General features: G+C 51.1%; 25 protein-coding genes. 19 read left to right on the forward strand and 6 right to left on the reverse strand.

What is annotated here, in order from left to right; translation table 11 throughout:
- The first annotated feature begins 120 nt into the window (after window positions 1-120).
- The 10 genes from tpiA to JUF22_RS06700 all read left to right on the forward strand — a co-directional run bounded on the left by tpiA (window position 121) and on the right by JUF22_RS06700 (window position 12,363).
- The gene (gene tpiA, locus JUF22_RS06655; RefSeq protein ID WP_203644755.1) at window positions 121-879 is read left to right on the forward strand and encodes a triose-phosphate isomerase; all 759 of its coding nucleotides are present in this window, start codon (window positions 121-123) and stop codon (window positions 877-879) included.
- A gap of 108 nt (window positions 880-987) precedes the next feature.
- The gene (gene eno / locus JUF22_RS06660) at window positions 988-2,307 is read left to right on the forward strand and encodes a phosphopyruvate hydratase (protein WP_203639817.1); all 1,320 of its coding nucleotides are present in this window, start codon (window positions 988-990) and stop codon (window positions 2,305-2,307) included.
- Between the two features lie 152 nt (window positions 2,308-2,459).
- Window positions 2,460-3,677 carry an LPXTG cell wall anchor domain-containing protein gene (locus JUF22_RS06665; protein WP_203644951.1) on the forward strand — a complete coding sequence of 406 codons (1,218 nt, stop codon included), beginning with the start codon at window positions 2,460-2,462 and terminating at the stop codon, window positions 3,675-3,677.
- A gap of 59 nt (window positions 3,678-3,736) precedes the next feature.
- Entirely contained in the window at window positions 3,737-5,293 is a 1,557-nt protein-coding gene (locus JUF22_RS06670) for a ClC family H(+)/Cl(-) exchange transporter (protein ID WP_203644763.1), read from the forward strand.
- A 95-nt stretch (window positions 5,294-5,388) separates the two neighbouring features.
- Window positions 5,389-5,625, forward strand: a complete 237-nt coding sequence (secG, locus tag JUF22_RS06675; RefSeq protein ID WP_125575696.1) for a preprotein translocase subunit SecG — start codon at window positions 5,389-5,391, stop codon at window positions 5,623-5,625.
- Between the two features lie 88 nt (window positions 5,626-5,713).
- Window positions 5,714-6,457, forward strand: a complete 744-nt coding sequence (locus tag JUF22_RS06680) for an alpha/beta hydrolase (protein WP_203644772.1) — start codon at window positions 5,714-5,716, stop codon at window positions 6,455-6,457.
- 18 nt (window positions 6,458-6,475) lie between these two features.
- A complete protein-coding gene (gene rnr / locus JUF22_RS06685; protein ID WP_203644780.1) occupies window positions 6,476-8,884 on the forward strand; it encodes a ribonuclease R in 2,409 nt (802 codons plus the stop codon).
- Window positions 8,885-8,899: 15 nt separating this feature from the next.
- Complete coding sequence (smpB, locus tag JUF22_RS06690) at window positions 8,900-9,373, forward strand: SsrA-binding protein SmpB (protein ID WP_203644787.1); 474 nt, start codon at window positions 8,900-8,902, stop codon at window positions 9,371-9,373.
- A gap of 90 nt (window positions 9,374-9,463) precedes the next feature.
- Complete coding sequence (locus JUF22_RS06695; protein WP_203644789.1) at window positions 9,464-10,207, forward strand: amino acid ABC transporter ATP-binding protein; 744 nt, start codon at window positions 9,464-9,466, stop codon at window positions 10,205-10,207.
- A 356-nt stretch (window positions 10,208-10,563) separates the two neighbouring features.
- Window positions 10,564-12,363, forward strand: a complete 1,800-nt coding sequence (locus JUF22_RS06700) for a MucBP domain-containing protein (RefSeq protein ID WP_203644791.1) — start codon at window positions 10,564-10,566, stop codon at window positions 12,361-12,363.
- Between the two features lie 42 nt (window positions 12,364-12,405).
- Here the strand turns inward: JUF22_RS06700 and JUF22_RS06705 are convergent, their stop codons facing one another.
- Entirely contained in the window at window positions 12,406-12,951 is a 546-nt protein-coding gene (locus JUF22_RS06705) for an LURP-one-related/scramblase family protein (RefSeq protein ID WP_203644793.1), read from the reverse strand.
- 122 nt (window positions 12,952-13,073) lie between these two features.
- On the opposite strand from JUF22_RS06705, the gene JUF22_RS06710 reads away from it, so the two are divergent.
- The 5 genes from JUF22_RS06710 to JUF22_RS06730 all read left to right on the forward strand — a co-directional run bounded on the left by JUF22_RS06710 (window position 13,074) and on the right by JUF22_RS06730 (window position 17,166).
- Window positions 13,074-13,787 (forward strand): uracil-DNA glycosylase, encoded by a 714-nt coding sequence (locus tag JUF22_RS06710; protein WP_203644795.1) that lies wholly within the window; start codon window positions 13,074-13,076, stop codon window positions 13,785-13,787.
- Between the two features lie 53 nt (window positions 13,788-13,840).
- On the forward strand, window positions 13,841-14,815 hold the full coding sequence (pta, locus tag JUF22_RS06715; protein WP_203644797.1) for a phosphate acetyltransferase: 975 nt from the start codon (window positions 13,841-13,843) through the stop codon (window positions 14,813-14,815).
- 169 nt (window positions 14,816-14,984) lie between these two features.
- On the forward strand, window positions 14,985-15,458 hold the full coding sequence (gene tsaE / locus JUF22_RS06720) for a tRNA (adenosine(37)-N6)-threonylcarbamoyltransferase complex ATPase subunit type 1 TsaE (RefSeq protein WP_203644810.1): 474 nt from the start codon (window positions 14,985-14,987) through the stop codon (window positions 15,456-15,458).
- On the forward strand, window positions 15,455-15,970 hold the full coding sequence (locus JUF22_RS06725; protein WP_203644812.1) for a GNAT family N-acetyltransferase: 516 nt from the start codon (window positions 15,455-15,457) through the stop codon (window positions 15,968-15,970). Before tsaE ends, JUF22_RS06725 begins: the two co-directional genes overlap by 4 nt.
- 179 nt (window positions 15,971-16,149) lie before the next feature.
- Window positions 16,150-17,166, forward strand: coding sequence for an aldo/keto reductase (locus tag JUF22_RS06730; protein WP_203644821.1), 1,017 nt, complete (start codon window positions 16,150-16,152; stop codon window positions 17,164-17,166).
- Window positions 17,167-17,234: 68 nt separating this feature from the next.
- Here JUF22_RS06730 and JUF22_RS06735 read toward each other — a convergent pair whose 3' ends face one another.
- From JUF22_RS06735 to JUF22_RS06750, 4 genes are all read right to left on the reverse strand, one after another.
- Window positions 17,235-17,438, reverse strand: a complete 204-nt coding sequence (locus JUF22_RS06735; RefSeq protein ID WP_203639804.1) for a helix-turn-helix domain-containing protein — start codon at window positions 17,436-17,438, stop codon at window positions 17,235-17,237.
- A gap of 14 nt (window positions 17,439-17,452) precedes the next feature.
- On the reverse strand, window positions 17,453-18,028 hold the full coding sequence (locus tag JUF22_RS06740; protein WP_236000734.1) for a DUF2975 domain-containing protein: 576 nt from the start codon (window positions 18,026-18,028) through the stop codon (window positions 17,453-17,455).
- 163 nt (window positions 18,029-18,191) lie between these two features.
- Window positions 18,192-18,728 carry a 3'-5' exonuclease gene (locus tag JUF22_RS06745; RefSeq protein ID WP_125765573.1) on the reverse strand — a complete coding sequence of 179 codons (537 nt, stop codon included), beginning with the start codon at window positions 18,726-18,728 and terminating at the stop codon, window positions 18,192-18,194.
- A gap of 40 nt (window positions 18,729-18,768) precedes the next feature.
- Window positions 18,769-19,533, reverse strand: coding sequence for an exodeoxyribonuclease III (locus tag JUF22_RS06750; protein WP_203644822.1), 765 nt, complete (start codon window positions 19,531-19,533; stop codon window positions 18,769-18,771).
- 195 nt (window positions 19,534-19,728) lie between these two features.
- Here JUF22_RS06750 and murB point away from each other — a divergent pair, with 195 nt between their 5' ends.
- Together murB and JUF22_RS06760 are read left to right on the forward strand one after the other, a co-directional pair.
- Window positions 19,729-20,643 (forward strand): UDP-N-acetylmuramate dehydrogenase, encoded by a 915-nt coding sequence (gene murB, locus JUF22_RS06755; protein ID WP_203644824.1) that lies wholly within the window; start codon window positions 19,729-19,731, stop codon window positions 20,641-20,643.
- 31 nt (window positions 20,644-20,674) lie between these two features.
- Window positions 20,675-22,807, forward strand: coding sequence for a cation:proton antiporter (locus tag JUF22_RS06760; RefSeq protein ID WP_203644826.1), 2,133 nt, complete (start codon window positions 20,675-20,677; stop codon window positions 22,805-22,807).
- Between the two features lie 189 nt (window positions 22,808-22,996).
- On the opposite strand, the gene JUF22_RS06765 is transcribed toward JUF22_RS06760, so the two are convergent.
- Complete coding sequence (locus tag JUF22_RS06765) at window positions 22,997-23,656, reverse strand: DUF1361 domain-containing protein (RefSeq protein ID WP_203644828.1); 660 nt, start codon at window positions 23,654-23,656, stop codon at window positions 22,997-22,999.
- A 237-nt stretch (window positions 23,657-23,893) separates the two neighbouring features.
- Between JUF22_RS06765 and cdaA the strand changes: the two genes are divergently transcribed.
- Together cdaA and JUF22_RS06775 are read left to right on the forward strand one after the other, a co-directional pair.
- Entirely contained in the window at window positions 23,894-24,742 is an 849-nt protein-coding gene (gene cdaA / locus JUF22_RS06770; RefSeq protein ID WP_125765578.1) for a diadenylate cyclase CdaA, read from the forward strand.
- Complete coding sequence (locus JUF22_RS06775) at window positions 24,742-25,716, forward strand: CdaR family protein (RefSeq protein ID WP_203644830.1); 975 nt, start codon at window positions 24,742-24,744, stop codon at window positions 25,714-25,716. Before cdaA ends, JUF22_RS06775 begins: the two co-directional genes overlap by 1 nt.
- Window positions 25,717-25,741: the final 25 nt, after the last annotated feature.

Here is a 25,741-nt window from a genome sequence, read left to right on the forward strand (position 1 = left end):
TCATCACGGCTTTTTATTGTGATAGTCGCCGATTATTAAGGGTCTTCGCTGGCTAATCCAGTGGGAATTCGGTAAGATGATGGGCGTAGTCAATTTATTTTTAGGAAAGGGTGGATTAGGTTGCGGATACCACTCATTGCTGGTAACTGGAAAATGAACAAAACGGTCGCGGAAGCACGCAGTTTCGTTGAAGCTGTGCAGGGGAAACTACCGGCTGCGGACGTCGTGGAAACGGCGATTGCCGCACCAGCGTTATTTTTACAGACCATGTTAGAGGCAAATACTGAAGATGTGCTGCGCATTGGCGCGGAGGCTTGCTACTACGAAGATGACGGGGCGTATACGGGTGAAACTAGCCCACGCGCGCTCCACGAGATGGGGATTCCGTATACCATCGTCGGTCACTCCGAACGGCGCCGCTACTTTAACGAAACGGATGATGTCATTAACCGGAAAGTCCAAGCGGTTTTCCGAAATGGCATGACCCCAATCGTCTGTTGTGACGAAACCATGGGCCGACGCGAATCCGGTGAAAAAATTCACTGGGTCGTCAACCAGGTGACCGCCGCATTAAAGGGTGTCAGTCCGGAAGATGCTGCGAAGATCGTGGTTGCCTATGAACCCAGCTGGGCGATTGGCAGTGGGACTTCCGCATCGACCGACCAAGCCGAAGAAGGCTGCTACCTGATTCGCCAAACGTTGGCAGACATTTACTCGGATGATTTAGCCAATGGCGTTCGAATTCTCTATGGTGGGAGCGTCAAGCCCGACAATATTGCTGGTCTGATGGCCAAAAATAATGTCGATGGCGTGCTCGCCGGGGGCTCTAGTTTGGATGAAAACTCTTTCATTCAGCTGGCGAACTACCAAAATTTGTAATTCGAGCAAAATGTGATTGAAAGTTCAAAGTTAAACTTATAGAATAAAGCATGGGATTGTTGTTTTGTTCCCGTGAAGCCAAACACTCATAAGGAGAGAATACAAAAAATGTCTATTATTTCTGATATTTACGCACGCGAAGTCTTAGATTCTCGTGGTAACCCAACTGTTGAAGTTGAACTTTACACTGAAGCCGGTGCAATGGGCCGGGGGATCGTTCCTTCTGGTGCCTCAACTGGTGAACATGAAGCCGTTGAACTTCGTGATGGCGACAAGAGTCGTTTCATGGGTAAGGGTGTTACTAAGGCTGTTGACAACGTAAACAACATCATCGCCAAAGAAATTGTTGGCTACGATGTTACCGACCAACGTGCCATTGACCAAGCCATGATCGACTTGGACGGTACGCCAAACAAGGGTAAGTTAGGTGCTAACGCTATCTTAGGTGTTTCCTTAGCTGCTGCCCGTGCTGCTGCTGACGAATTAGGCCAACCTCTGTACAACTACTTAGGCGGGTTCAATGGTCACGTCCTTCCTACGCCAATGATGAACGTTATCAACGGTGGGAAGCACGCCAACAACAAGGTTGATTTCCAAGAATTCATGATCATGCCTGTTGGTGCTAAGACTGTCAAGGAAGCTATCCGGATGGGTTCAGAAACGTTCCACAACTTGAAGAACTTGTTGAACGAAAAGGGCTACTCAACTGCCGTTGGTGACGAAGGTGGTTTCGCTCCTGACTTGAAGAACAATGAAGAACCATTCGAAATCTTAGTTGAAGCTATCAAGAACGCCGGCTACGTACCTGGTAAGGACGTTGCTATCGCCTTTGACTGTGCCTCATCAGAATTCTACAATGCTGACACCAAGAAGTACGAACTTAAGGGTGACGGTAAGGAATACACTGCTGAAGAATTTGTTAGCTTGCTGGAAAGCATCGTTGACAAGTACCCAGTTGTTTCCATCGAAGATCCTTTGGACGAAAACGAATGGGCAGACTGGCAAATGGCTACTGAACGCCTTGGCAAGAAGGTCCAAATCGTTGGTGACGACTTATTCGTTACGAACACGGACTACTTGGCAAAGGGTATCAAGATGGGCGTTGCCAACTCTATCTTAATCAAGCTGAACCAAATCGGTACTTTGACTGAAACTGTTGAAGCCGTTGAAATGGCTAAGCAAGCTGGTTACACGGCCGTTATCTCTCACCGTTCTGGTGAAACTGAAGACACGACTATCTCTGACTTGGTTGTTGCTTTGAACGCCGGCCAAATCAAGACTGGTTCAATGAGCCGTGGCGAACGTATCGCTAAGTACAACCAATTAATGCGGATCGAAGACCAATTAGGTAAGACTTCCAACTACAAGGGTATTCACTCCTTCTACAACTTGAGCGAAGATGCGCGTTTAGCCATCATCAACAAGTAGTTTAAAAATGATTATTAAGAAGCAAGTCCAGTGATGGGCCTGCTTTTTTTTTTCTTTTTTTTTGGAACGACGAAAAAATTTGAAAAACTTGCGCGAAAAATAAAATAATCGGCGGTTTCTTACGGAGTTAACTTTAACGAGGGGGAATTACAATGATGAATTTTACAAGATTGCGCGTCATGCTGTTGATGGTTAGTGGCTTTACTGTGGGGATGGGGAGTGTTGGCGTTTTTGGGGGTTCGTTGGCGTTGGCGAAATTGGTGACGGTAGAGCACAAGATAAATGCCATTGATGAGGGGAGTTCTAAAGCAGAAACTAGGCTCTATAAAAAAGAAACACAACGGCTCGAAGCGGGGGATGAAGTAAAGCGCTTGTCTGAGTTACAAAAACTCTCGTCAGAAGTTCATTCTGGAGCTAATGGCATACAAACAGTCACGTATAACGGTGTTGTGACGCTAGCACATGTTCATTTGGCGTTTGTTACTGAAACAGGAGAACAAGTTTATGCAAGAGAATCGGGTCCAAAACTAACGCTTGGGGGACGGCTCTCGTTGGAAGTGCCGAAGGGATATGAGTTAATCAATGCCAAGGATGTGGAAAAGATAGTGCTGTCGAAGGCGGAAGATTGGCATATTAAGGTGAAGGCTATTTCTACGAACTCTTCTAATGGGATGGCGGGTGGTGAACCAAAACCACAAATTCCGAAGCCAGAACCAGAGCCGAAACCAGAACCGAAACCAGAACCGAAACCAGAACCGAAACCAGAACCGAAACCAGAACCGAAACCAGAACCGAAACCAGAACCAGACAAACCCGCAAAGCAACCAAACGCTGGTGACAAGGACGTGGTGGCCATTCCTAAGCCGCCAGTGCCATCGAAACCGCAAACCAAACCAAGTGCACCACAATTACCAACGCCGCATCCTAGGCCAATCCAGGTGCCAACAACGACACATCCAATCGGGCAACCAGCCTTGGTCACTATTTCACGGCCAGGCAAGAAGCCGGTGCCCACACTGACCACCGCGCCCAGCACCAGTACCTTGCCGCAATTACAGGTGACCAATCATCCGTTGAGCCATCAGGGGGCTGCGGACTGGTGGCAACCGGTAACTGCGACCGTTACGGCAGACAAGCCAGCTAAACGACCAACTCAGCCAACGCATCAGCCCCAAACGGCTCATCGTCGTCCGGGTACGACCCAATCGACTCGTGGTCAACGGCCAGGGCACATTGCGAAGCAAGCCTCATCGGCAAAAACGTCGCAGTTACCCCAAACGGACGAACAAACGCTTCCATTGGCGTGGTACGGCGCTAGCGTCCTTCTAGGGCTTACCGGTCTGACCGGGTACCGGCGGATTCGTCGTTAGTCTGACAACATTTTGTGCTAAACTAGTTGTTAGACTAAAAATACCGGAGGAATCGCCTAATGAAACGTCAGCACCGTACCCAACATGATCTCACACGACTCAACGCCATCTTTTTCGGTAGCGTAGTCGGCCTACTTGCTGGGGTCGTCGTCAGCACGTTTCGTTTGGCCATAGAGCACCTTCTCAAGTTTATGCAGGGCCTGTACGGCTGGTTTGGTCAGAACCCGTGGTGGCTCATTCCGTGGGCAATTCTGCTGGTTGCCGTGGCCGCTTTGATTGGTCATTGGACCAAAGAGTCACCCATGATCAAAGGTTCTGGGATTCCCCAAATTGAAGGGCAACTGGCCGGCGAAATGGACTATGCTTGGTGGCCAGTTCTGTGGAAGAAGTTTGTCAGTGGGATTCTGGGCATTGGGTCCGGGCTGTTCCTTGGCCGAGAAGGACCCTCCATTCAACTGGGTGGGACCGTCGCTCAGGGGGTCGCTGAGGGCCTACACCTGAAGGGGAGTCAACGCCGCTTATTGATTGCGGGTGGGGCTGCCGCGGGTCTGTCAGCTGCGTTTAATGCGCCCATTGCGTCAACGTTATTTATTTTGGAAGAGGTTTATCATAATTTCTCGACACTGGTTTGGCTCACGTCGCTGACCAGTGCCGTCGTTGCCAATTTTGTCTCGAATGAGTTCTTTGGCTTAACACCCGTGCTACACATAAACTACCAACAAACGTTACCGTTACGATATTATTGGTTATTACTGATTTTAGGCGTTGGCCTAGGCTTGCTGGGCTATGTCTATCAGTGGGTCACCCTCCGTGGTGGTAGTTGGTATGCGAAGCTCACGTGGTTACCGCAACACCTTGATGGCATCATTCCTTTCCTGCTGGTTATTCCCATCGGTCTTCTGTGGCCGGTTGCTTTAGGCGGCGGGAATCAAATGATTGTTCTGTTCGCTAAGCATACACCGCTACTCATGCCGTTGATTGGTTACTTCATTTTACGGTTCTGCTTTTCAACGATTAGCTATAGTTCGGGCTTGCCTGGTGGGATTTTCCTGCCGATTCTGACATTAGGGGCCTTACTCGGGGCCATTGGCGCCCGCTCCTTCGTATTGGCGGGCTGGTTACCAAAAATTTACGTGGCCAATCTGATTATCTATGCTATGGCTGGTTACTTTGCTGGCATTTCTAAGGCCCCATTCACGGCGATTTTACTGATTACGGAAATGGTTGGGACCTTGCACCATTTGATGCCGTTGGCTGTGGTCGCCATTGTGGCGTATATCACCGTCGATGTTCTGGGGGGCGCGCCTATCTATGAAGCGATGCTCCAGCAGATGGTGGCGCCAGCAGAGGCCAAAACGGCTGGACCGACGGATCGCATTGAGTTTGCGGTGAGTGAAGGTTCCGGCCTAGCTGGTCGGCAGGTCCGTGATTTAGTTTGGCCTAAGGGGTCATTGCTGGTCAGCGTTCAACGAGGCGAGCGGTCCGTGATTCCTCGGGGAGACACCATTTTACGGGCAGGCGATACGTTACTGATTTTCACGTATCAGCGTAACCGAGCGTTCGTCCGCCAACAGCTTACCCAGTTAAACGATTCTCACCCTCATTTGGCCGATTAACCAAGCAGGGGGCTGGTAAAAAGTGGCTGACTATGATAAATTGGTAAGGTATAGTTAGACCTATTAGACCTATTCGATAGGTAGGAGGCAAATTCGTGTATAACTTTTTAATGACCTGTATTTTAATTGTTGCTGTTTTGATTATCATTGCGGTAATGATGCAGCCTGCTAAGACCAACGACGCGTTATCCGCTTTATCTGGTGGTGCGGACGACTTATTTGCAAAGGCTAAGCCCCGTGGCTTCGAAGCTTTCATGCAAAAAGTGACCGTTGTTTTGGGTGCCTTATTCTTTGGGCTGGCAATGGCTTTAGTTTATTTATCTTCACACTAGAGTAGAATGTGGGCCTCCTGTTTGTTAGTTACAGGGGGCTTTTTTACAGACTACCCGAGTCAAAAATAGCGGAAAGTGGTGGTTTTACATGATTCGAAAACCAACCCCGCTCTTTTTCGAGCAGGGGCCTCAAGCAGTGATTCTACTGCACGCTTATTCCGGGAGCTCCAATGACATGCGTATTTTAGCGCGCCGGCTACAGGGTGAAAATTACACCGTGCTGGCGCCAATCTTTACTGGCCACGCCACGGGGGACCCAGCCGATGTTTTGCGACTGGGCTCACCGAAGCAGTGGTGGCAGGATACTGAGGACGCGATTGCTTTCTTAAAGCAACGTGGTTACGAGCGTATTGCCATTTTCGGCCTGTCGTTAGGTGGCTTGTTTGCGACGCGAGCCCTACAGGAACATCCTGAACTTCTCGGTGGTGGGACGATTGCCTCCCCCGTGATCTACCGGGGACAAACCAACGTTCCGGCGTCATTTATTGAAATGGCTCGTGCCAGCTACCGGGAACAGAACATTACGGGGGATGACCAAGAGCAACGTGTGGCGTGGTTGAAGGACCATTTGAACGCGCAGTTGATGGCCATTCAAGCGTTTGCTGATACCACAGCGACGCATTTAGACCGGGTGAAGCAACCCGTCTTCATTGCCCAGGGGGATGCGGATCACATGATCGACCCCCGTTCGGGTAAGTGGTTGGCGGAGGCCTATCCGGCCGATCAAATTGATTTTCACGAATACGCAGGAGCGGGTCACGTGTTAACCGTGAACACCGCGCACCGCGCATTAGAAACGGACATTTTAGCTTATCTACAAACAATCTTTTAAAATAACGAGGAATCGATAGTGCAAGAAAATACATTGAAAACAGATTTAACAGCTTTCTTCCGGTCCCATTCGGAACAAAGCTACACAGTTGAAGATATTTCGGATGCACTCCACTACCACGGCTCAGCTGCTTTTAAGCTGATCGTGCAGGAGTTAGCACAGTTGGAACGCGACGGTCTTGTCCAAGTAACGGACCACGGTCATTTTCAATTGGATCCTAGCCAACGGACGTTGACCGGGATTTTCCACGGTAACGACAAGGGCTTTGGCTTTGTCGCATATGATGAAAACAAGATTGAACCGGACGCCTACATTGCCCCTAACAACACGTTACGGGCCCTGAACGGCGATACCGTTAAGATTGAAATTGTTCGCGCAGGGGATCCTCGTAGCGGCAAAGGTCCTGAAGGTAAGGTCACGGAAATTGTTGAACACCACTACGAACAAGTTGTTGGTGAATTCTTCAAGACCGAAGACGATAACGGTTATTTGGGTCAGGTTCGTTTAACGGACAAGAAGGTCATGAAGTACAAGTTCTACGTGACCGCTGTTGGCTTGAACCCCACCCCAGGTGAGGTCGTCACGGCTGAAATCACCGAATACCCGAGCGATGCGCATCCAGATGCCATGGTTGGGATTGCTAAGCAAGTCATCGGGAGCGTTGATGATCCTGGTATCGATATTTTACAGATCGTGTACCAACACAACATTCCTTCTGAATTCCCAGAAGAGGTCATGCAGGCCGCTGATGAGATTCCAGATCACGTGCTGCCTGAAGAAATGGCTGGCCGGGAAGATATTACGGACCAAGACTTGGTCACCATTGATGGCGAGTCTTCAAAAGACTTGGATGATGCCGTTACCGTTTGGAAATTGCCTAACGGAAACTATCATTTAGGGGTCCACATCGCGGACGTTTCCCACTATGTTCAAGAAGATTCAATCCTGGACAAGGAAGCCTACAAGCGGGGGACCAGTGTCTACCTGACTGACCGGGTTATTCCAATGTTGCCACGGCGCTTATCTAACGGGATTTGTTCTTTAAACGAGGGTGAATTGCGGTTATGTATGAGTTGTGACATGGAAATTGATGACTCCGGGAATGTTGTTAAGCACCGGATTCACCCATCTGTCATGCGCTCTAAGGCACGGATGACCTACACGGCCGTTAACCAAATCTTGGAAGCCCATGACCCATTGACTATGGACCGTTACAAGTCACTCGTCCCAATGTTTGAAGCTATGGGCGAGTTGCACAAGATTTTGGTTAAGCACCGTAAGCGTCGTGGAGCCATTGATTTTGATGACCGTGAAGCTGAAATCATTGTCGATGACAAGGGCCACGCCGTAGACGTTAAGTTGCGGACCCGTGGGATCTCCGAACGGATGATTGAATCCTTCATGTTGGCTGCTAACGAAACGGTTGCGGAACACTACTTCCGTGCCAAGGTGCCTTTCTTATACCGGGTCCACGAAACGCCAGATGGCGACCGTGTCCGGAGCTTCTTTGAATTCTTAACGGCCTTCGGGATCAACGTTAAGGGTGATGCCGATCATTTACGGCCAAAGATGTTACAAGGCATTCTGAAGCAGGTTGCTGGCAAACCTGAAGAAGCCATGGTTTCTGTGATGATGTTACGGAGCTTGAAGCAAGCCCGTTACGCTGACCAGTCCTTGGGTCACTTCGGGTTAGGTGCTGAGTTCTACACCCACTTTACGTCTCCAATCCGGCGGTACCCAGATACCATGGTTCATCGGATGATTCATTACTACGAAGACCACGGTACTGGCGATAGCAGCAAGGAAAAGTTTGCCCCAATTTTGGAAGAAATCGGGATCCATACGTCCGAAGCTGAACGTCGCGCCATCGATGCTGAACGTGATACCAACGACATGAAGATGGCTGAATACATGGCTGACCACGTCGGCGAAGAATTTGACGCCGTTGTTAGTTCTGTCATGAAATTCGGGATGTTTGTCGAATTGCCAAACACCATCGAAGGGTTGATCCACATCAGTCGGATGCAGGATGACTACTACGAATACGTTGAAAAGTATCTGGCCTTAGTTGGGCGCAACACGCGTCGGACTTACCGGATCGGTCAAGAAATTCGGGTTAAGGTTATCCACGTCGACAAGGAACAAAGTGAAATTGACTTCGAATTATTAAACCCAGAAAAAACACCAACTAGTGATTTATTACCACACCGTGAACACCGCTCTCGTGGGGGCAACTTCCACGGCCGGAGCAACAATGGTGGTCATAGTAATGGGAACAATCATGGTGGTGGTAACCGCAATGGTGGCAATCACCAGAACGGGAATCAGCGATCATCGAACCAACGTGGCGGGAATAACAGCCAACACCGGAGTAACAACAATGGTGGCGGCCAACACCGCAACAATTCACAAGGTGGTCGGCACTAAGCGAGGTGACTGAACTTGGCGAAAAAAAAGTCCAAGAAAACACCAGATAACGTTTTAGCTCAAAACCGGAAGGCACGGCATGATTATGCAGTCACGGAAACGGTTGAAGCCGGACTCGTTTTAACGGGGACCGAAATCAAATCGTTGCGTGAACGGCGGGTCAACCTACAAGATGGGTTCGCCCAGATTCGGAACAACGAAGCGTGGATGATGAACGTGCACATCAGTGAGTACGTTCAGGGAAACCGATTCAACCACGATCCGTTACGGAACCGGAAACTCCTGTTACACAAGAAGGAAATTCGGCGGTTAGGTCAAGCGACAATGGATAAAGGGGTTACCCTGATTCCGTTGAAGATGTACCTGAAGCATGGATTTGCGAAGGTGCTAATTGGCGTTGCCCATGGGAAACGAGAATATGACAAGCGGCAAACAATCAAACGGCGGGAACAAGACCGAGAGATTGAGCGGGTCATGAAGCGTTACTAGTCATTTATAAGGGGGACAGCAGAACTTGGTTGGTTCGGCTGTCCCTTTTTACATAAAATTTGGATAGGTTTTTATTGGGAGGTTAGTTAAATGACAACTGCACCAAAGATTCGGGTCAAGGACCTGCACAAGGCCTTTGGACAAAATGAAGTTTTGAAGGGCATCACGCTGGATGTCCAACCCCAGGAAGTTCTCTGCATGATTGGACCCTCGGGTTCCGGGAAGAGTACCTTTCTCCGTTGCCTAAATGGGTTGGAACAAATCACGAGTGGTGAAGTCTGGGTAGAAGGCCAACGGGTTGGTGACCCGAAAGTCAATCTGAATCAGATTCGTGAGAACATCGGGATGGTATTTCAGCATTTTAACTTGTTTCCGCATTTGTCCGTGCTCCAGAACGTGACGTTGGGGCCCGTTCAGTTGAAAGGCCTGAGTAAAGCCGCCGCTAAGGAGCGGGCCGAAAAGCTTCTCCAGCAGGTTGGCCTGGAAGACAAGGCCGAGGCGATGCCCCATTCCCTGTCTGGTGGCCAACAGCAGCGGGTCGCGATTGCGCGAGCACTGGCCATGGAACCCGAAATCATGTTGTTCGATGAACCCACCTCGGCACTAGACCCCGAAATGGTCGGGGACGTCTTGCAGGTCATGCAGGATCTGGCAGAAGGTGGCATGACCATGGTCGTTGTGACCCACGAAATGGGCTTCGCCAAAAACGTGGCCGACCGTGTGGCCTTCATGGATGAGGGGATTATCCAAGAGGCAGGGACTCCCACAGAGGTGTTTGACCATCCGCAGAATCCGCGGACACAGGAATTCTTAAATAAGGTGCTTAACGTTTAGACAAAAAATCCGTTCTGGTTAATTCCGGAACGGATTTTTTTGTGACTTCGACAGCTGACAAAACTAACGTGAATGCTGATGTAGTCCTATTTATCACAAATATTTTAAGACTAAAAAAAGTTGTGAATGATAACGGTTTCATTAGTTTCTATTATGTGCTATTATATTGCTGGTAAATATATTCACTAATGCATATGGTTTGAATTGAAATTAAAACAGGGGTTACTAATTTAAGGCTGTACTTGGCAATGTAGCGACGCATTTTAATCATTGCTTTTTTGACGGGCGATTCATGGCCAGAGGGACTTTTGAGCTAAAAGTAAAACGATAAACGGACCTTGAGGAGGGGAAGACTTATGAAGTTACAAGCGACAATTTTATTAGCAGGATTGACCTTAGGAATGGCCCAACCCGTCAGTACGGTTGTTTTGCCGCAGACAGTACCGGTTGTGACTGCACGGGCCGCGACGACAAAGGATGACATTCAGTATGAAGGCGACTATGGCGTTCACTGGACGTTATCCACTAGTGGGGTTCTCCATTTAGGTGCTGGCACGCTAGCCGATGAACCGATGCCACCGGCGAGTGGAACGGGATCGAGTGATGGGCAGTTTGCCAAACAGATTGCGTTAAAACAGGGGCTTACGACGCCCAGTGATGCCGAGCTCACGGCCGCTGGGAGTCTAGTGACCAAGGTTGTGCTGGACGGGCCGATTAAGACCTCCGCCAACGCCGCCAACCTATTTGCACAGTTGCCCAATGTGACCAACTATGAGAATTTGAATTTACTCGATACGTCTGCGGCCACCTCCATGAAGGGGATGTTCCTGCAGATGAATGGCAACAAAGCGTTGACCTCGCTGGACGTTTCTCACTTTAACACGAAAAATGTGACGACCATGTGGGGGATGTTCTATGGCCTCAAAGGAATCAGTGAACTGGACCTGTCGAATTTTGATACCGGACAGGTGACGGCCGCGACGTCCATGTTTTTTGGCGATTCTAGTTTGCAAGCCATTAACCTGGCCAATGCCACTTTTACTAATTTGAAGAGTGCCGACTACATGTTCTCAGGGTCTGATCTACGGACAATTCGCTTGGATTCCTTTGCGCCACCGGCAACATTTTCGGGGTACAGCATGTTTGCCAACAAGACCACGATTGGGCAAGTGACATTTGGTCCGAAGACCCATTTCGCCGGGGATCCGAAGTTGAATGATGCCCAGACGGTTCCGGATGAATTTACGGGATTGTGGCAAGCCGTGGGCAAGGGGACGATTCAAAATCCCCTCGGCGATGAGTTCGCTCATGGTAAAGACATTACCGATCTGTATAACGGGACGGACAATCCGAGTGGTGTCGTCACCTACGTGTGGCAGCCGGTCAATCGGGTGATCGAACCGACGACCCCACCCGTGGTCACGCCACCTACCGTTACGCCACCCGCTGTCACGCAGAGCCAGCCGGTGACCGTTCGTTACCTGGATGAAAAGGGCAATCAACTGGCCAATAATCAGGTGTTGACTGGCGACATTGGGGAAATCTATCAAGCCAACCAGCTGAACTTTGCCGGATACAAGCTGAACCGGACAGAGGGCCAGGTCAGCGGCACGTTTAGTGATCAGGCCCAGACGGTGACCTTCCACTATGCACGCAACCTGATGTCTGGTGGGGATGCCGCCACGGTGGCGCCAATCGCCAGCGTCGTTTACGCGACGAAGAAGATTGGGTTGTATCAGACCAAGAACTTCTCCAAGAAGACGGTCAAACACTGGTACAGCAAGCAGAAACGGGCCAACCGGCCAATGTTTGTGGTGACCGGCACGGCCGACTCCAAGCAGGGCAATCTGCGCTACAAGGTCAAGGATGTGAATCATAAATCCAAGACAGCCGGGAAGACCGGGTATATCACGGCGAAACCAAGTTATGTGACGGGCGTGTACTATGCGACCAAGCAAGCCAAGGTCAAAGTGATTGCGAAGAACGGTGTCAATGCCTACCAGCAAAAATCACTAAAAACGAAGCGCGTGCACTATAAAAAGGGCCAGCAACTAAAGGTCAAAAAGATTATTGCGTACCATAAGACGACGCGGTTCCAATTGACTAATGGCAAGTATGTGACGGCCAACAAGAAACTTGTGTTAGCCGTGAAATAGCAAAATCGGTATCAACCATGGAAACTGGCTGATACCGATTTTTTATTTTTTGGTAAATTGCGCAATGTCGCCAGCAGCCGGGGCCCAAGCGTGGTTTCGCAGGGGAGCCAACGCCTTATGTTGATGCTTAGCCCAGCGGTCGAGAATCGCGGCCAGACAGATGACCAGAGCTTCATGGTCGGGCTGATCTACGGCTAGCGTCGTGGTGCCCCCGCCGGATTGACTGACCTGGTCAATCGTGGCAATCAGCTCACGCCCGTGGGTGATCTTGAAATGGCCACTGTTGATATTGCCCATGATGATCCAATTGAGTCCGCGGACAAACAGGACTTCACGGATCACGCCAAAGGTCTTGCTGACGCGACCGACCGTTTGCCGGTGATAGACCAGACGGAATTTTGGCAGTAGGCCCAGTGATTCCTGTTTGACCTCGGCTTCCAGTGCGCCGGCAATCGTGTAGACCGACAGCACGTCCGCTCTGAGCCCCCATTTACCCACGAGCAAATAGCTGGATTGATTATTCGTATCGCGAATGACCGTCGTCGCCTTGGCGGACAGCGCGGCCTGATTGAGATACAGTGTACGCATGGGGCTCCTCCTTTGCATCGTTCTCGACTTTGTTAAACCCATTCTAACATGTTTCACCAGAAGCTGTTCGATAATATCATTTAGCCGGCCGTTATGATAGAATAAAAGGCGAGGTGTTGGGAATGAAACCGTTTATTCATAATGACTGGTGGCCGGTACTTGAGCCCGAATTTGAGCAGACCTATTATCAGGAACTGCGCAAATTCTTGGTTGAAGAGTATCAGCATTACCGTATCGATCCGGACATGTATCATATTTTTACCGCGTTCGATTGGACGCCGTTTAGCCAGGTCAAGGTGGTTATTTTGGGACAAGACCCGTACCACAATCCTGGTCAGGCGCATGGCTGTAGCTTCTCCGTTCGGCCGGGCACACCGATTCCACCGTCGTTGAAAAACATTTACAAAGAACTCGAGAGTGACTTGGGCATCAAGCCGGTTAACCATGGCTATTTGGAAAAATGGGCCAAGCAAGGTGTCCTGTTACTCAACTCCGTTCTGACCGTACGTGATGGCAAGGCTTTTTCCCATCAAGGGCACGGTTGGGAACGGTTAACGGACGCTGCGATTGCAAAATTGTCGGAACGACCCGAACCCGTGGTCTTTATCCTATGGGGCAGTGCCGCGCGGTCTAAAATCAGTTTGATCGACACGCAAACCAACATTGTGTTGCAAGCACCGCATCCCAGTCCGCTATCCGCTTACCGGGGGTTCTTTGGCTCCAAGCCATTTTCCAAGACCAACATCGCATTGACATCATTAGGGGAGACGCCCATCGACTGGCAACTACCAGAACACGTTACCGAAGATGAGCCGTCCCACCCAGCATCCAACTAAGCATAGACAGAGAGAGAATTGATTCGTGGGATATTTTATGGAGGTCATTATCTATGGAACTTTTTGATAGTCTCAAGCAAAAGATTAATGGACAAAACAAAACCATTGTTTTCCCTGAAGGGGAAGATGCTCGGGTCTTAGGTGCCGCTAGCCGATTAGCCGCTGATGGCCTGATCAAGTCCGTCGTTTTAGGCAAGCAAAGTGACGTTGAAGCCACTGCCAAGGACAACAACATTGACTTGAGCCAAGTCACGTTGTTGGACCCAGCTGCCATTCCAGCCGACCAACACAAGGACATGTTAGATGCCTTGGTTGCGCGTCGGAAGGGCAAGAACACGCCTGAACAAGCTGCTGAAATGTTAAAGGACCCGAACTACATCGGGACCATGATGGTCTACATGGGCCAAGCTGACGGGATGGTTTCTGGTGCCGTGCACGCGACTGGCGACACGGTTCGTCCTGCCTTACAAATTATTAAAACTAAGGAAGGCGTCCGCCGTATCAGTGGGGCCTTCATCATGCAAAAGGGTGACGAACGCTACGTCTTCGCCGACTGTGCTATCAACATCGAATTGGATGCTGCCGGCATGGCTGAAGTCGCCGTTGAAAGTGCCCACACCGCCAAGGTCTTTGACATCGACCCTAAGGTTGCCTTGCTGAGCTTCTCCACTAAGGGCTCCGCTAAGGGCGAAATGGTCACCAAGGTCCAAGAAGCCACGAAGATTGCCCATGAAACGGCCCCAGATTTGGCCGTTGATGGTGAATTACAATTTGACGCGTCCTTCGTCCCAAGTGTTGCCGCCCAAAAGGCGCCAGACTCCAAGGTTGCCGGTCACGCCAACGTCTTTGTCTTCCCAGAATTACAATCCGGGAACATTGGCTACAAGATTGCCCAACGCTTCGGTGGCTTTGAAGCCATTGGGCCCATCCTGCAAGGCCTGAACAAGCCTGTTTCTGACTTGTCTCGTGGTTGCAACGAAGAGGATGTTTACAAGGTTGCCATCATCACCGCAGCCCAATCACTTTAAACTTTTCATTTCTTGGACGCAAATGAATCGTGTTAAATAACGATACCCGGATTGCTATTTGCTAGCAGTCCGGGTATTATTTATTCTGGTGAGTTATGAGCGGTCCGGGAACGGGCCCGACCATGGCTAAAGGATGAGAAATCAGTTTTGAAAAAAGGGGAATGGCAGTATGTTTGAAACGACCGTAACGAGTCCCGACCAGACAATGGCCTGGGGTCAAGCCTTAGCGCCGAGTCTACAACCGCGCGATGTGATTTTACTGGACGGTGATTTGGGTGCCGGCAAGACCACCTTTACCAAGGGATTGGCGCTCGGCTTAGGCATTAAGCGCAACGTTAAGAGTCCCACGTTTACCATTATTCGCGAGTATCAGAGTGGCCGCATCCCCCTGTATCACATGGATGTGTACCGCTTGGAAGATGGTAGCGGGGATGAGCTAGGCTTGGATGAATACTTCAACGGGGATGGCGTGAACGTGGTCGAGTGGTCCCAGTTCATTGAAGATGAGTTACCCGCCCAGTACCTGCGTATCGTGTTCAAACGCGACGATGAAGCCGGTGAAAGCCAGCGGACGTTGCGGTTTGAGCCCGTGGGTGCCCGCTTCGAAAAAATCGTGCAGCAGTTGGAGGACAGTCAAAAATGAGTGAAGAAGTCGCCATTCGTTTGCCAGAACCAGCCGACGCTGAAAATTTATTAGCGTTGTTAGACCGGCTCCAACAGGAGAGTGATACGTTCAGCTTGGCCGACGCCGACGATCCCGTCAGCGCCGCGCAGGAAGCCGACCAGCTCAATCAAATCGCGGGCAGTCCGCGCCACTTATTGTTGGTTGCCAGCCTGGGCAAAACGCTGCTGGGCGTCTGCTCAATCGCGCCGACACCCCAGGGCAACGTCGGGGAACTCGGCATTGCCGTTGAGAAAAAATACTGGCACATGGGTATCGGCACGGCTTTGGTCGATGAAGCCCTGTATTGGGCGCAAACGGCCAGTGAATTGCAGGCAGTCGGTCTGATGGTTCAGACCCGCAACGTTGCCGCCATGAAGCTGTATCAGAAATTAGGCTTTACCCGAACGGCCACGCCGCCGACCAAGGTCACGGATGATGATGGCGAACGGGTGACCGCGGTTGAGATGGTTTATCAACTGGCTGCCGATTAGAGCGTGCGTCAGAAGGCGGTTATCAGCCATAGAAAATCAAGACAACAAGCGCGTCTGGGAGTTGTCCCGGACGCTTTTTTCATCGCCAAATTTAGACGAGTGGGGACGGACCACCGCTTTCTTTGTCTCCGTGAAAGCGGTATCCTTGAAGCAGGACAACACTTTGAGGAGGTTGCAGGATGTATCAGGCAAATGAACAGCGTTACGATAAAATGACTTATAATCGGGTCGGCGACAGTGGCTTAAAGCTCTCCGCCATCGGTCTGGGACTGTGGAACAACTTTGGTAGCGTGGATGATTACGCCACGCAAAAGGCCATCGTCCACCAAGCGTTTGACTTAGGGATTACTTACTTTGATCTGGCTAACAATTACGGCCCGGAACCGGGTAGCGCGGAAACGAACTTTGGCCACATGTTGGCGACGGATTTGAAACCGTACCGGGATGAACTGGTGATTGCCAGCAAGGCGGGGTACGTGATGTGGCCCGGTCCTTATGGCAACTGGGGCTCACGCAAGAGCATCATCGCCAGCGCCGACCAGAGTTTGCGGCGGACCGGCCTAGATTACTTTGACATTTTCTACAGTCACCGGGCGGACCCCCAGACCAATCCGACCGAAACGGCGTTGGCCCTGAATCAACTGGTACGTGAGGGCAAGGCCCTGTACGTGGGGCTATCCAACTATAGTGGCGCGCAGATCAAGGTCATGGCCGGTATTTTCAGCGAGTTACATACGCCATTTATCATCGATCAGCCGCGTTACAACCTCTTGAACCGGCAAATCGAAGACGACGTTTTGCCAGAACTAACAGTTGAGAAGAAGGGCGCGGTCTCCTTCAGTTCGCTATGTCAGGGACTATTAACGAATAAATATCTGCACGGCATTCCCAGCGATTCCCGCGCCAAGAAGGCCACGATTCCGTTCCTGCATCCCGCCCAGGTTGAACAGACCTTGGGAACGATTAAAGCCCTGAACGCCGTTGCCGCCAATCGCAATCAGAGTCTGGCACAGATGGCCCTGGCCTGGAACTTGCGGCAACCCGCCATTGCCAGTGTTCTGATTGGTGCCAGCCGGCCGGAGCAAGTCGTCGACAACGTGGCGGCGTTGGATAACTTGGCCTTTAGCCCCGCAGAGCTTGACCAGATTGAAACCATTTTAGCCGCCCAATCGCCAATTGATTGGGACGCCAAGTAAATAAAATCGGACTAAACATTTACAGAAATGTTTAGTCCGATTTTTTGTGTTCGTTCGTTAGTTGATGATCATTCATCGACATACTTTAGAATATCCCCGGGCTGACACTCGAGCACGTGACAGATTTTACTCAGGGTACTAAAGCGAATGGCCTTGGCCTTGCCAGTCTTCAGGATTGAGAGGTTGGCTGGCGTGATGCCAATGGCCTTGGCCAGTTCTTGGCTGCTGATGTTGCGTTCCGCCATGACCACATTCAAAGTTAATTTCACCACAATAAGTAGACCTCCTAAACAGTCAAATCATTCTCAGCTTTGACCCGCATCGCGTGGCGGTAGGTTTCGTAGATGGCGGCTAGCATAATGATGAGAAAGGCGTCGTGGAAACAGGTTTCCCAGGTTTCCGAGAAAGCCCCACTATTTACTCGTAGCAACCAGCTTTGGGACAGCTGATTGCCACCGGCGACTAGCAGATCACCCAGCAGCATCGCGACTTGCGCCTTGATAATCGTAGTTAGGGCCAACTCATTTGAGGTGGAAAAGTAATCCTGGTCCCTGATATTTGTGAGCAGCTTAATTAAGGCTTTAAAAAGTTTAATCGATGCCCATACCGAGAGGACAATCCCCAGTGCCATAAGCAGCGCATACGGCCAACTTGGGAAACTCTTTACGGCGCCCAGTGTGGCTTGGTCATTATTTGAGAAGCGCAGAAAATCAGAACTAGTGAGAATGACGTGGGTCGTGCGATTTTGAAACGCGTCGGCCAAATAAATGATCGGATAAATAAGCGTGACGTAACCGGCGACAATCCCAAATCTAAAAAACATGATGGCAACGTTAATTCCCAACTTTAACCATTTCGACATGGTTAACATCTCCCCTGAAATTTATTACGACTCGATAATACAATATCGATAAACAATAATCAATAGCTGATAATCAATAAAATTGGTTTCACTAAAAAAGACTTAGCCGCTACCCACTAAATGGGGTGGCGACTAAGTCTAATCAGGTTAAAACGATTCAATGTTAAGCATTCACCGTAACGAAAGACTTCAACGGCTGTGTGCCGAAGTGGTTGGCCTCGTACAACAGAATATTGGCACAGGCCAAGCTATCGTCGAGTGCGTTATGGTGATGGTGCAGATCAATGTTCAACTCGTCGCAAACGGTGTTGAGTTTATGATTCGGAAATTCCGGGAAGAACTTCCGGCTGGTCTTCACGGTGTCCAGCGTCAGGTAACGGGCGGTCGGCAAGTTGTAATGCTCCAGACTGCTGCGAAGCACGCCATTATCAAACGGGGCGTTGTGGGCAATCACTAGCCGGTCACGCTGGAAGAAGGGGGACACGTGCTCCCAAACTTCCGGGAACGTGGGGGCATTGGCGACGTCACGTTCATGAATCCCATGAATCTGGACGTTGCGCCAGAAAAAGTCGGTATCGGGTTTGATCAATGAATAAAACTCATCGACGACCTGGCTGTCGCGCACGATGGTCAGCGCGAGGGAACAGGCACTGTAGCGTTTGCCGCTAGCCGTTTCAAAGTCCATGGCAACAAAATTCACAGGGACATTTTCCTCTCTTATGGGTTGATTAACAACAGTGTTAGACGGTCAAATCCTTAACGTCCAGTTCAACGGGGCAGTGGTCCGAGCCCATGACCTGGTCTAAGATTTCGGCCTTTTCTAGTTGGTCTTGCAGACGATTACTGGTGATGAAGTAATCAATACGCCAGCCGGCGTTGTTGTCGCGGGCGTGGAATCGGTAACTCCACCACGAGTAGCGCTCGGTGGCATCTGGGTTGAAGTAGCGGAACGTATCCGTGTAGCCTTCGCTCAGGAGGTGCGCCATCTTTTCCCGTTCGTCGTCGGTGAACCCGGCGTTCTTGTGATTGGTCTTGGGATTCTTCAGGTCGATCTCCGTGCGGGCCACGTTCAGGTCGCCACAGAAGATGACCGGCTTCTTCGCGTCTAGCTTTTGGACGAAGGCCAGGAAGGCTTCTTCCCAGCCCATCCGAAAGTCCAGCCGCTTCAGGCCGCTCCCAGAGTTCGGCGTGTAACAGGTCAGCACGTAAAAGTCGGGATATTCCAGCGTAATCGTCCGGCCCTCGTGGTCAAAGTCTGGGGCGTCGATGCCGTAGAGGACGTTCAGTGGCTTGTGCTTGGTAAACAGCGCGGTCCCCGAATAGCCCTTGCGTTCGGCGTAGTTCCAGTATTGATAGTAGCCTGGCAGGTCGAGGTCAATTTGACCTTCCTGTAACTTGGTTTCCTGAATCCCAAAGAAATCGGCGTCGAGGTCCTTAAACGTCTCGACAAAGTCTTTTTTCACAATCGCCCGTAGGCCATTCACGTTCCAAGAAATAAATTTCATAACGCACCTCCAACTAACTGATTTTAGTATACCAGAAAAGTTAGAATTTGCTGTAATTGAAGCGTTCTCTCCCGGTTGGCTGGCGTTTCATGGTAAAATAATTCTATTGACGACAAAAATGGGTCGACCGCAATGACGGTTGGCCCAGTGACTAACAAAACCAAGTTTAAATTTTTGCGGAACGAGAGGAAAATCATGATGATGGCAGATATAGCAACGGCATTTCCAGCAATTGAGATCTTACGTGACGAGCCTTTGGCGCACTACACGTATACCGAGACTGGGGGACCTGCCGATTACTTAGCATTCCCAACGAACATTCAAGAAACCAAGTCCTTATTGGCCTACGCCAACGAAGAAAAGTTGCCGGTCACCGTGGTTGGTAACGCCAGCAATCTCATCGTCCGTGACGGCGGCATCCGGGGACTGGTCATGATTCTGACAAAGATGAATCAGATTACGTCCACTGGCAACACCGTGACCGCCGAAGCCGGCGCGTCGCTGATCAAGACGACCCAGGTTGCCCAGGCACGCGCTTTGACTGGCTTTGAATTTGCGGCCGGAATTCCTGGGAGTGTCGGGGGTGCCGTCTTCATGAACGCCGGCGCTTATGGCGGTGAAATCAGTGAGGTGGCGCTTTCCGCTGAGGTCTTGACGCCAGCCGGTGAGATTCGGACGCTGACCAAGACTGAATTCGATTTCGGTTACCGGCACAGCTCAATTCAAGATTATGATGATATCGTGCTGACGGCGACCTTCGCGTTGACGCCCGGCGACGGGGAAGCCATCCAAGCAACCATGGACGACCTGAATGCCCGGCGAGCAGCCAAGCAACCGCTAGAGCTGCCATCCTGTGGGAGTGTCTTCAAGCGGCCAGAGGGTCACTACACGGGTCAACTGATTCAAGAGGCTGGCCTGCAGGGCCTGAAGTGGGGCGGTGCCCAGGTTTCCACCAAGCACGCCGGCTTCATCGTCAACATCGATCATGCCACCGCCACCGATTACCTGGAACTGATTCACCACATCCAGGCCGTTATTTGGGAAAAAGATCAAGTTCATTTGGAAACAGAGGTCCGCATCATCGGTGAAGAACCGACGACCACGGCCTAAGCACACGAATTTTTAAAAGGGGGAACCTTATGTGCCTATAGTTGAAGCAGTGATCCTGTTGATCGTGTTAGTTTTGTTCTCTAATATTATCAGTCACTACCTCACGTTTATTCCGGTCAGTTTGATTCAAATTGCGCTGGGACTCCTCGTTGCCTTAATCTGGAAATTCGAGGTCCCACTGGAAACTGATTGGTTTTTGCTTTTGTTCATTGCCCCGTTGCTGTATAACGATGGGCGGCGCTTCCCCAGAAAAGAACTCTGGCGTTTGCGTGGACCCATCTTTGCCAACGCCATCTGGCTGGTCTTCTTGACCACCATCTTGGGCGGCTTTCTGATTTACGAGTTAATTCCCAAGATGCCCTTTACCGTGGCGCTGGCCCTGGCGGCCATTCTGTCGCCAACCGACCCCGTGGCGGTGCAGTCGATTTCCAAGCAGGCTAAGCTCCCAGATAGCCTACTGCACTTGGTGAGTGGGGAAAGCTTGATCAACGATGCCAGTGGCCTGATTGCCTTTAAATATGCGATTGCGGCGACGGTGACCGGCGCCTTCTCCATGGGGACGGCCGTCGGTGACTTCTTCTATATCAGTATCGTCGGCTTCCTGTCCGGGTTGATCTTCATGACGGCCATCCAGCTGTTGATGGATATTTTGCGCCGACAAGGAATTGACGACGTGATCTTTAACACCGTGCTGCAGATTGCCACGCCACTCGTGGTTTACCTGGTAACCGAAGAGATTACCCACGCGTCAGGCGTTATTGCCGTCGTGACGGCTGGGGTGCTCTATCACGCCCGGGAAAACCGGATCGTCGAAGATTCACCGGAATTAAAATTGGTGACTGAAAAAGTTTGGGATATTATTATCTATTCATTGAACGGTATCGTGTTCGTGATTCTGGGGATCGAGTTACCCGTGGCCACGTCGAAGGTCATCAAGGGTGGTCAGTTCAACACTTGGCAAGCCCTGTTCTTTGCCTTCATGGTCTGGGTAATCATCGTAGTGATTCGGACGGTCTGGACTTACGGGTACGTCCTGTTTGAACGGCTCAATCACAAGGAACGTTCCGAACGGCCCGGGATACGGATGTCCATTTTATCCGGTCTCTCGGGGGTCCGGGGAGCCGTTACCATGGCCGGGGTCTTATCCGTGCCCATGACGGTTGCCTCTGGGGCCGGCTTTCCAACGCGGTCGTTGATGTTGTTCGTGGCCTCCGGGGTCATCATCATTAGTCTGGTGGCGGCGACGATTACGTTGCCATTGATTTCCACGTCGCGGCAACCCCTGCAGACGCGGGCGAGTGCCAGCGATGAGAATGCCAATGAGATTGATTTGGACGAGGACGGCGAGGAGATTCCCGCCGACACCGTGCGCCAAATCAGTGAGGACGAGGCCCGCGCGTACATCATGCGTTTGGCCATTTCTAAGATTGAAGAGCTGCGGCGCCCGAACAACCAGCGAGCCGCGTATGACTTGATCCTGGACTACCAATTTGTCATTCGCCGCTTGGAAATGAACTACCGAGCCGATACCGCGATGCAAAAGGTTTTGGAAGATGAAATCAAGCTACGCGAGGTCACGTTGGCCGGTGAGCGGGCCTCCCTCAAGGAACTGCGAAAGGGTGAAAAAATTACCCAGACCAGTTACGTGGGGGCCATCCGGCGCATCGAAAACTTTGAGAACCGGCTGACCCAGGTCGCCGGGCACACCATGCCGAGCGTTCTGCGTTACTGGCGGGTCTTCTTCAAGCATATGTTCCGGAACGCCGCCTACTGGCTGCATTCGGAGGATACGGACCGGCTACATGCCGAGAACAACCTGATTGAACGGGAAACGGCAAAGGCGGCCATCAAGGCGCTGTCACAGTACCTGGCCAGTTCCGACGTCGACGAGACCCAGTTCGATAATCAAGCCGTGTACCACTTGCTGGTGCAATACCGAAACCGAATCGAACGGGCCAAGGCCGAAACGGCACCGGACCATGAGGAACTCTACCAACACCAGATCAACAAGTTACGGGTGCGGGCACTGGGAGCCGAACGGACCGGGATTCAAACGTTGCTGGAAGCCGGTAACATTACCTGGAACATGGCGTCCCATCTTCGGCAGTACGTGAACTATTCCGAAAACGTGCTGGTCATGTCGCTGAATAGCGAAGAGGGTTAGGCGTTTAAGTGGTGATTGGCTAAAATTGTAAAATCAGTCGCTCATTCTGAGATTGTTCAGAGTGGGCGACTTTTTCGTTTCCAAATAAAAATGGCGACCGCCAGTCACGAGGACTGATGGTTGCCATTACGGGTTATTTGTTAGGCCAAAACATCATACAGGGGGTGATGGATACGGGGCTGTCTTCAGCTAGTCCGTCACATCGCGGTTGTTCATGATGAGGTACAAGATCCAGTAGCAGAACAGCTGAATAAACGTCATCAGCACCACGAAGATCCACATGTCCGGTGTCCACATGGTCATCAACGGCCGAATGAACTGCTCGGGATTTAAGAATAAGTAAATCGTGTGGATTCGCAAGAAGCGGCCGATGTACAGGCCGACCGATGTCAGGAAGGTCAGCAGTAAAACGACAATTAGCCGGGCAATCGCGTTGCCCTTAGCCAGTCGCGCGGTGATGGCCTGGCTGACGTGATTGAGGCTCCAGAAGCCCAGAAACGAGCAGCTGATGGCACTGACAATCATGTAGGTGAAGTAGATCCACAGGTGCGGCGTGACGCGCAGCAGGCCGCTCATGGCGTAGGGTTGCAGGAGCGACAGGTGAAATAGGTCGGTCAGCAGGTAGGGCGCGTTGGGATAGAAGAGTAGCCACAACAGGACGAGTGGCCAGAATAGCCAGCCACGCGGTCGTTTGGCCCCGAGGTGAAAGCTGATCTCGATGGGGATGGCGCCTAAAAAGGTGTTGAGCACCAAGAACGAGAAGGGGTCCTTCGCGCGGAAATAGAGGAAAATGAGCCACGCCACAAAGAAGACGCGGATTTCCCACCGGGCTCGCCGATTCATAGCCATCACCAATCCTTTCCCAAAGTACTACCCTCATTCTACAGCGCGGGGCCGAAATCGAACAGAATATGACTTCTATATTAGCAGATTATTTTCATTTAAATAACGGGTGAACCTGACCTTAAGAAATCTGTAAGCTTTGCGACCATTGGGGCAGAGTTTCGCGGGATTGTCGGCAATCGGGGCGAAATGTCAGCGGTGCCGTGCTATAATAAAATTTGAATTCAATTTGGAGGGAAAGTCATGAACCTGGATTGGGGAAATCTCCTAACTATAGGAAATTTGGTCAACCTCCTCGACATTCTTGTGGTGTGGTTCGTCATCTATGAATTAATCGTGATGCTACGGGGAACCAAGGCTATCCAGCTCTTCCGTGGGGTTATTTTAATTCTGATTGTCCGCTTTATCAGTGCCTACCTGGGGCTGAACACGGTGTCGTGGCTGGTCGATCAAGTGATCAACTGGGGCGTTATCGCCATTATTATTGTTTTTCAACCAGAAATCCGGCGGGGGTTGGAGCACCTCGGCCGGGGGTCCTTGTTTGTCCGGGTGCGGCATGAAAATGAAGCCGCCAACAAGATGATCGAAGGCCTCGATAAAGCCATCCAGTACATGTCCAAGCGGCGAATTGGGGCGTTAATGACCATTCAACGGGACACCGGGCTGGAGGACTACATTGAAACGGGAATCGACCTGGATGCCGAGTTGACCGGTGAACTGCTGATCAACATCTTCATCCCCAACACCCCGTTGCACGATGGCGCGGTCATCATCCGTGATAACCGGATCGCCGTCGCCGCGGCTTACCTGCCCCTGTCCGAGAGCAATCTGATTCCCAAGGAATTGGGGACCCGGCACCGGGCAGCCGTGGGAATCTCCGAGGTGACGGATGCGTTGACCATCGTCATTTCAGAAGAAACCGGGGAAGTTTCAATCACCAAGAACAACGAGCTGTTACGCGGGCTGACCCAAACGGACTACCTGAAGTTCTTGCGCAATGAATTGGTCAATGATGAAGCCACTGACAACAATAACGTGTTCTTACGGGCACTGGATTGGTTTGATCAACGGTTTAGAGGGGGGCGGCGCTAATGAAAAATGAGCGTTATACCACGTGGTTGTACCGCATCCTCGCCTTGATCCTAGCCGTGCTGCTGTTCTTCTACGTCAACAGTACCAAGTCCTCAAGTAGTGGCTCGTCGACCAGTTCGACGGGCAATACGACATCGCTCACGGCCACCAAGACCATGACGGTGTCGGTGCCGTTACAACTGAACGTGAATAGTAATAAATATTTTGTGACCGGCTACCCCTCCAAGGTCAAAGTTAAATTGAAGGGACCCTTAGCCTTAGTCACAACCACCGCCAACACGCAAAATTTTAAAGTGTACGCGGCGCTCAGTGATCTGGGTGTCGGCAAGCACACGGTCACCCTACACCAAGAGGGCTTGAATCACGAAATTGAGTCGAGCATTGATCCGGCAAAAATCAACGTGGACATTGAACCCCGGCGAACGGTTTCATTCCCGGTCAAGGTTCGGTATAATAGTCAAAACATTGCGGCGGGCTATTCCGCTGGCAAGGCCACTTCTGACGTGACGACGGTCAAGGCGACCGGCGCGGCCAACGAGATTTCGCGGGTCAAGCAGGTCATCGCCCAGCTGACGGTGCCGGCCAACACCAAGAAGACCGTGAATAACCAAGCGGTCATCGAGGCGCTCGACAGTAGTGGCAAGACGGTCAACGTCATTTTGACACCGTCGACCACGACTGTGAACCTGCCAGTGACGTCTGACGGGGAGAGCCAAAAGGTCAGCGTGAACCTGAACGCGAAGAACGGGTCATCGGGAACGTCCTATAAGCTGAGTACGACCAGCAATAAGGTCACGGCGTATGGGAGTGCCTCGCAGTTAAAGGCCCTAGGTAACAGCGTTGACGTCGACGTTGACGTGAGTGATGTGAAGAGTAAAACGACCAAGACGGTCACGCTGGACACCAATGATAACGATGTCACGGCATTTGACCCGTCAACCATTAAGGTCACGGTCACAGCAACAACCAAATAAAACCAACAAACAGATTGAGAAATGA

Source organism: Levilactobacillus lanxiensis (assembly GCF_016861655.1).
In the GTDB taxonomy this organism is placed as follows: Bacteria; Bacillota; Bacilli; order Lactobacillales; family Lactobacillaceae; genus Levilactobacillus; species Levilactobacillus lanxiensis.

Bases quoted from the DNA above. Each gene is read 5' to 3' on its own strand.
- eno (WP_203639817.1), top strand. From the start codon at position 988: ATGTCTATTATTTCTGATATTTACGCACGCGAAGTCTTAGATTCTCGT.
- JUF22_RS06665 (WP_203644951.1), top strand. From the start codon at position 2,460: ATGATGAATTTTACAAGATTGCGCGTCATGCTGTTGATGGTTAGTGGC.
- JUF22_RS06670 (WP_203644763.1), top strand. From the start codon at position 3,737: ATGAAACGTCAGCACCGTACCCAACATGATCTCACACGACTCAACGCC.
- JUF22_RS06680 (WP_203644772.1), top strand. From the start codon at position 5,714: ATGATTCGAAAACCAACCCCGCTCTTTTTCGAGCAGGGGCCTCAAGCA.
- JUF22_RS06695 (WP_203644789.1), top strand. From the start codon at position 9,464: ATGACAACTGCACCAAAGATTCGGGTCAAGGACCTGCACAAGGCCTTT.
- JUF22_RS06700 (WP_203644791.1), top strand. From the start codon at position 10,564: ATGAAGTTACAAGCGACAATTTTATTAGCAGGATTGACCTTAGGAATG.
- JUF22_RS06705 (WP_203644793.1), bottom strand. From the start codon at position 12,951: ATGCGTACACTGTATCTCAATCAGGCCGCGCTGTCCGCCAAGGCGACG.
- JUF22_RS06710 (WP_203644795.1), top strand. From the start codon at position 13,074: ATGAAACCGTTTATTCATAATGACTGGTGGCCGGTACTTGAGCCCGAA.
- pta (WP_203644797.1), top strand. From the start codon at position 13,841: ATGGAACTTTTTGATAGTCTCAAGCAAAAGATTAATGGACAAAACAAA.
- tsaE (WP_203644810.1), top strand. From the start codon at position 14,985: ATGTTTGAAACGACCGTAACGAGTCCCGACCAGACAATGGCCTGGGGT.
- JUF22_RS06725 (WP_203644812.1), top strand. From the start codon at position 15,455: ATGAGTGAAGAAGTCGCCATTCGTTTGCCAGAACCAGCCGACGCTGAA.
- JUF22_RS06730 (WP_203644821.1), top strand. From the start codon at position 16,150: ATGTATCAGGCAAATGAACAGCGTTACGATAAAATGACTTATAATCGG.
- JUF22_RS06740 (WP_236000734.1), bottom strand. From the start codon at position 18,028: ATGTCGAAATGGTTAAAGTTGGGAATTAACGTTGCCATCATGTTTTTT.
- JUF22_RS06750 (WP_203644822.1), bottom strand. From the start codon at position 19,533: ATGAAATTTATTTCTTGGAACGTGAATGGCCTACGGGCGATTGTGAAA.
- murB (WP_203644824.1), top strand. From the start codon at position 19,729: ATGATGATGGCAGATATAGCAACGGCATTTCCAGCAATTGAGATCTTA.
- JUF22_RS06765 (WP_203644828.1), bottom strand. From the start codon at position 23,656: ATGGCTATGAATCGGCGAGCCCGGTGGGAAATCCGCGTCTTCTTTGTG.
- cdaA (WP_125765578.1), top strand. From the start codon at position 23,894: ATGAACCTGGATTGGGGAAATCTCCTAACTATAGGAAATTTGGTCAAC.
- JUF22_RS06775 (WP_203644830.1), top strand. From the start codon at position 24,742: ATGAAAAATGAGCGTTATACCACGTGGTTGTACCGCATCCTCGCCTTG.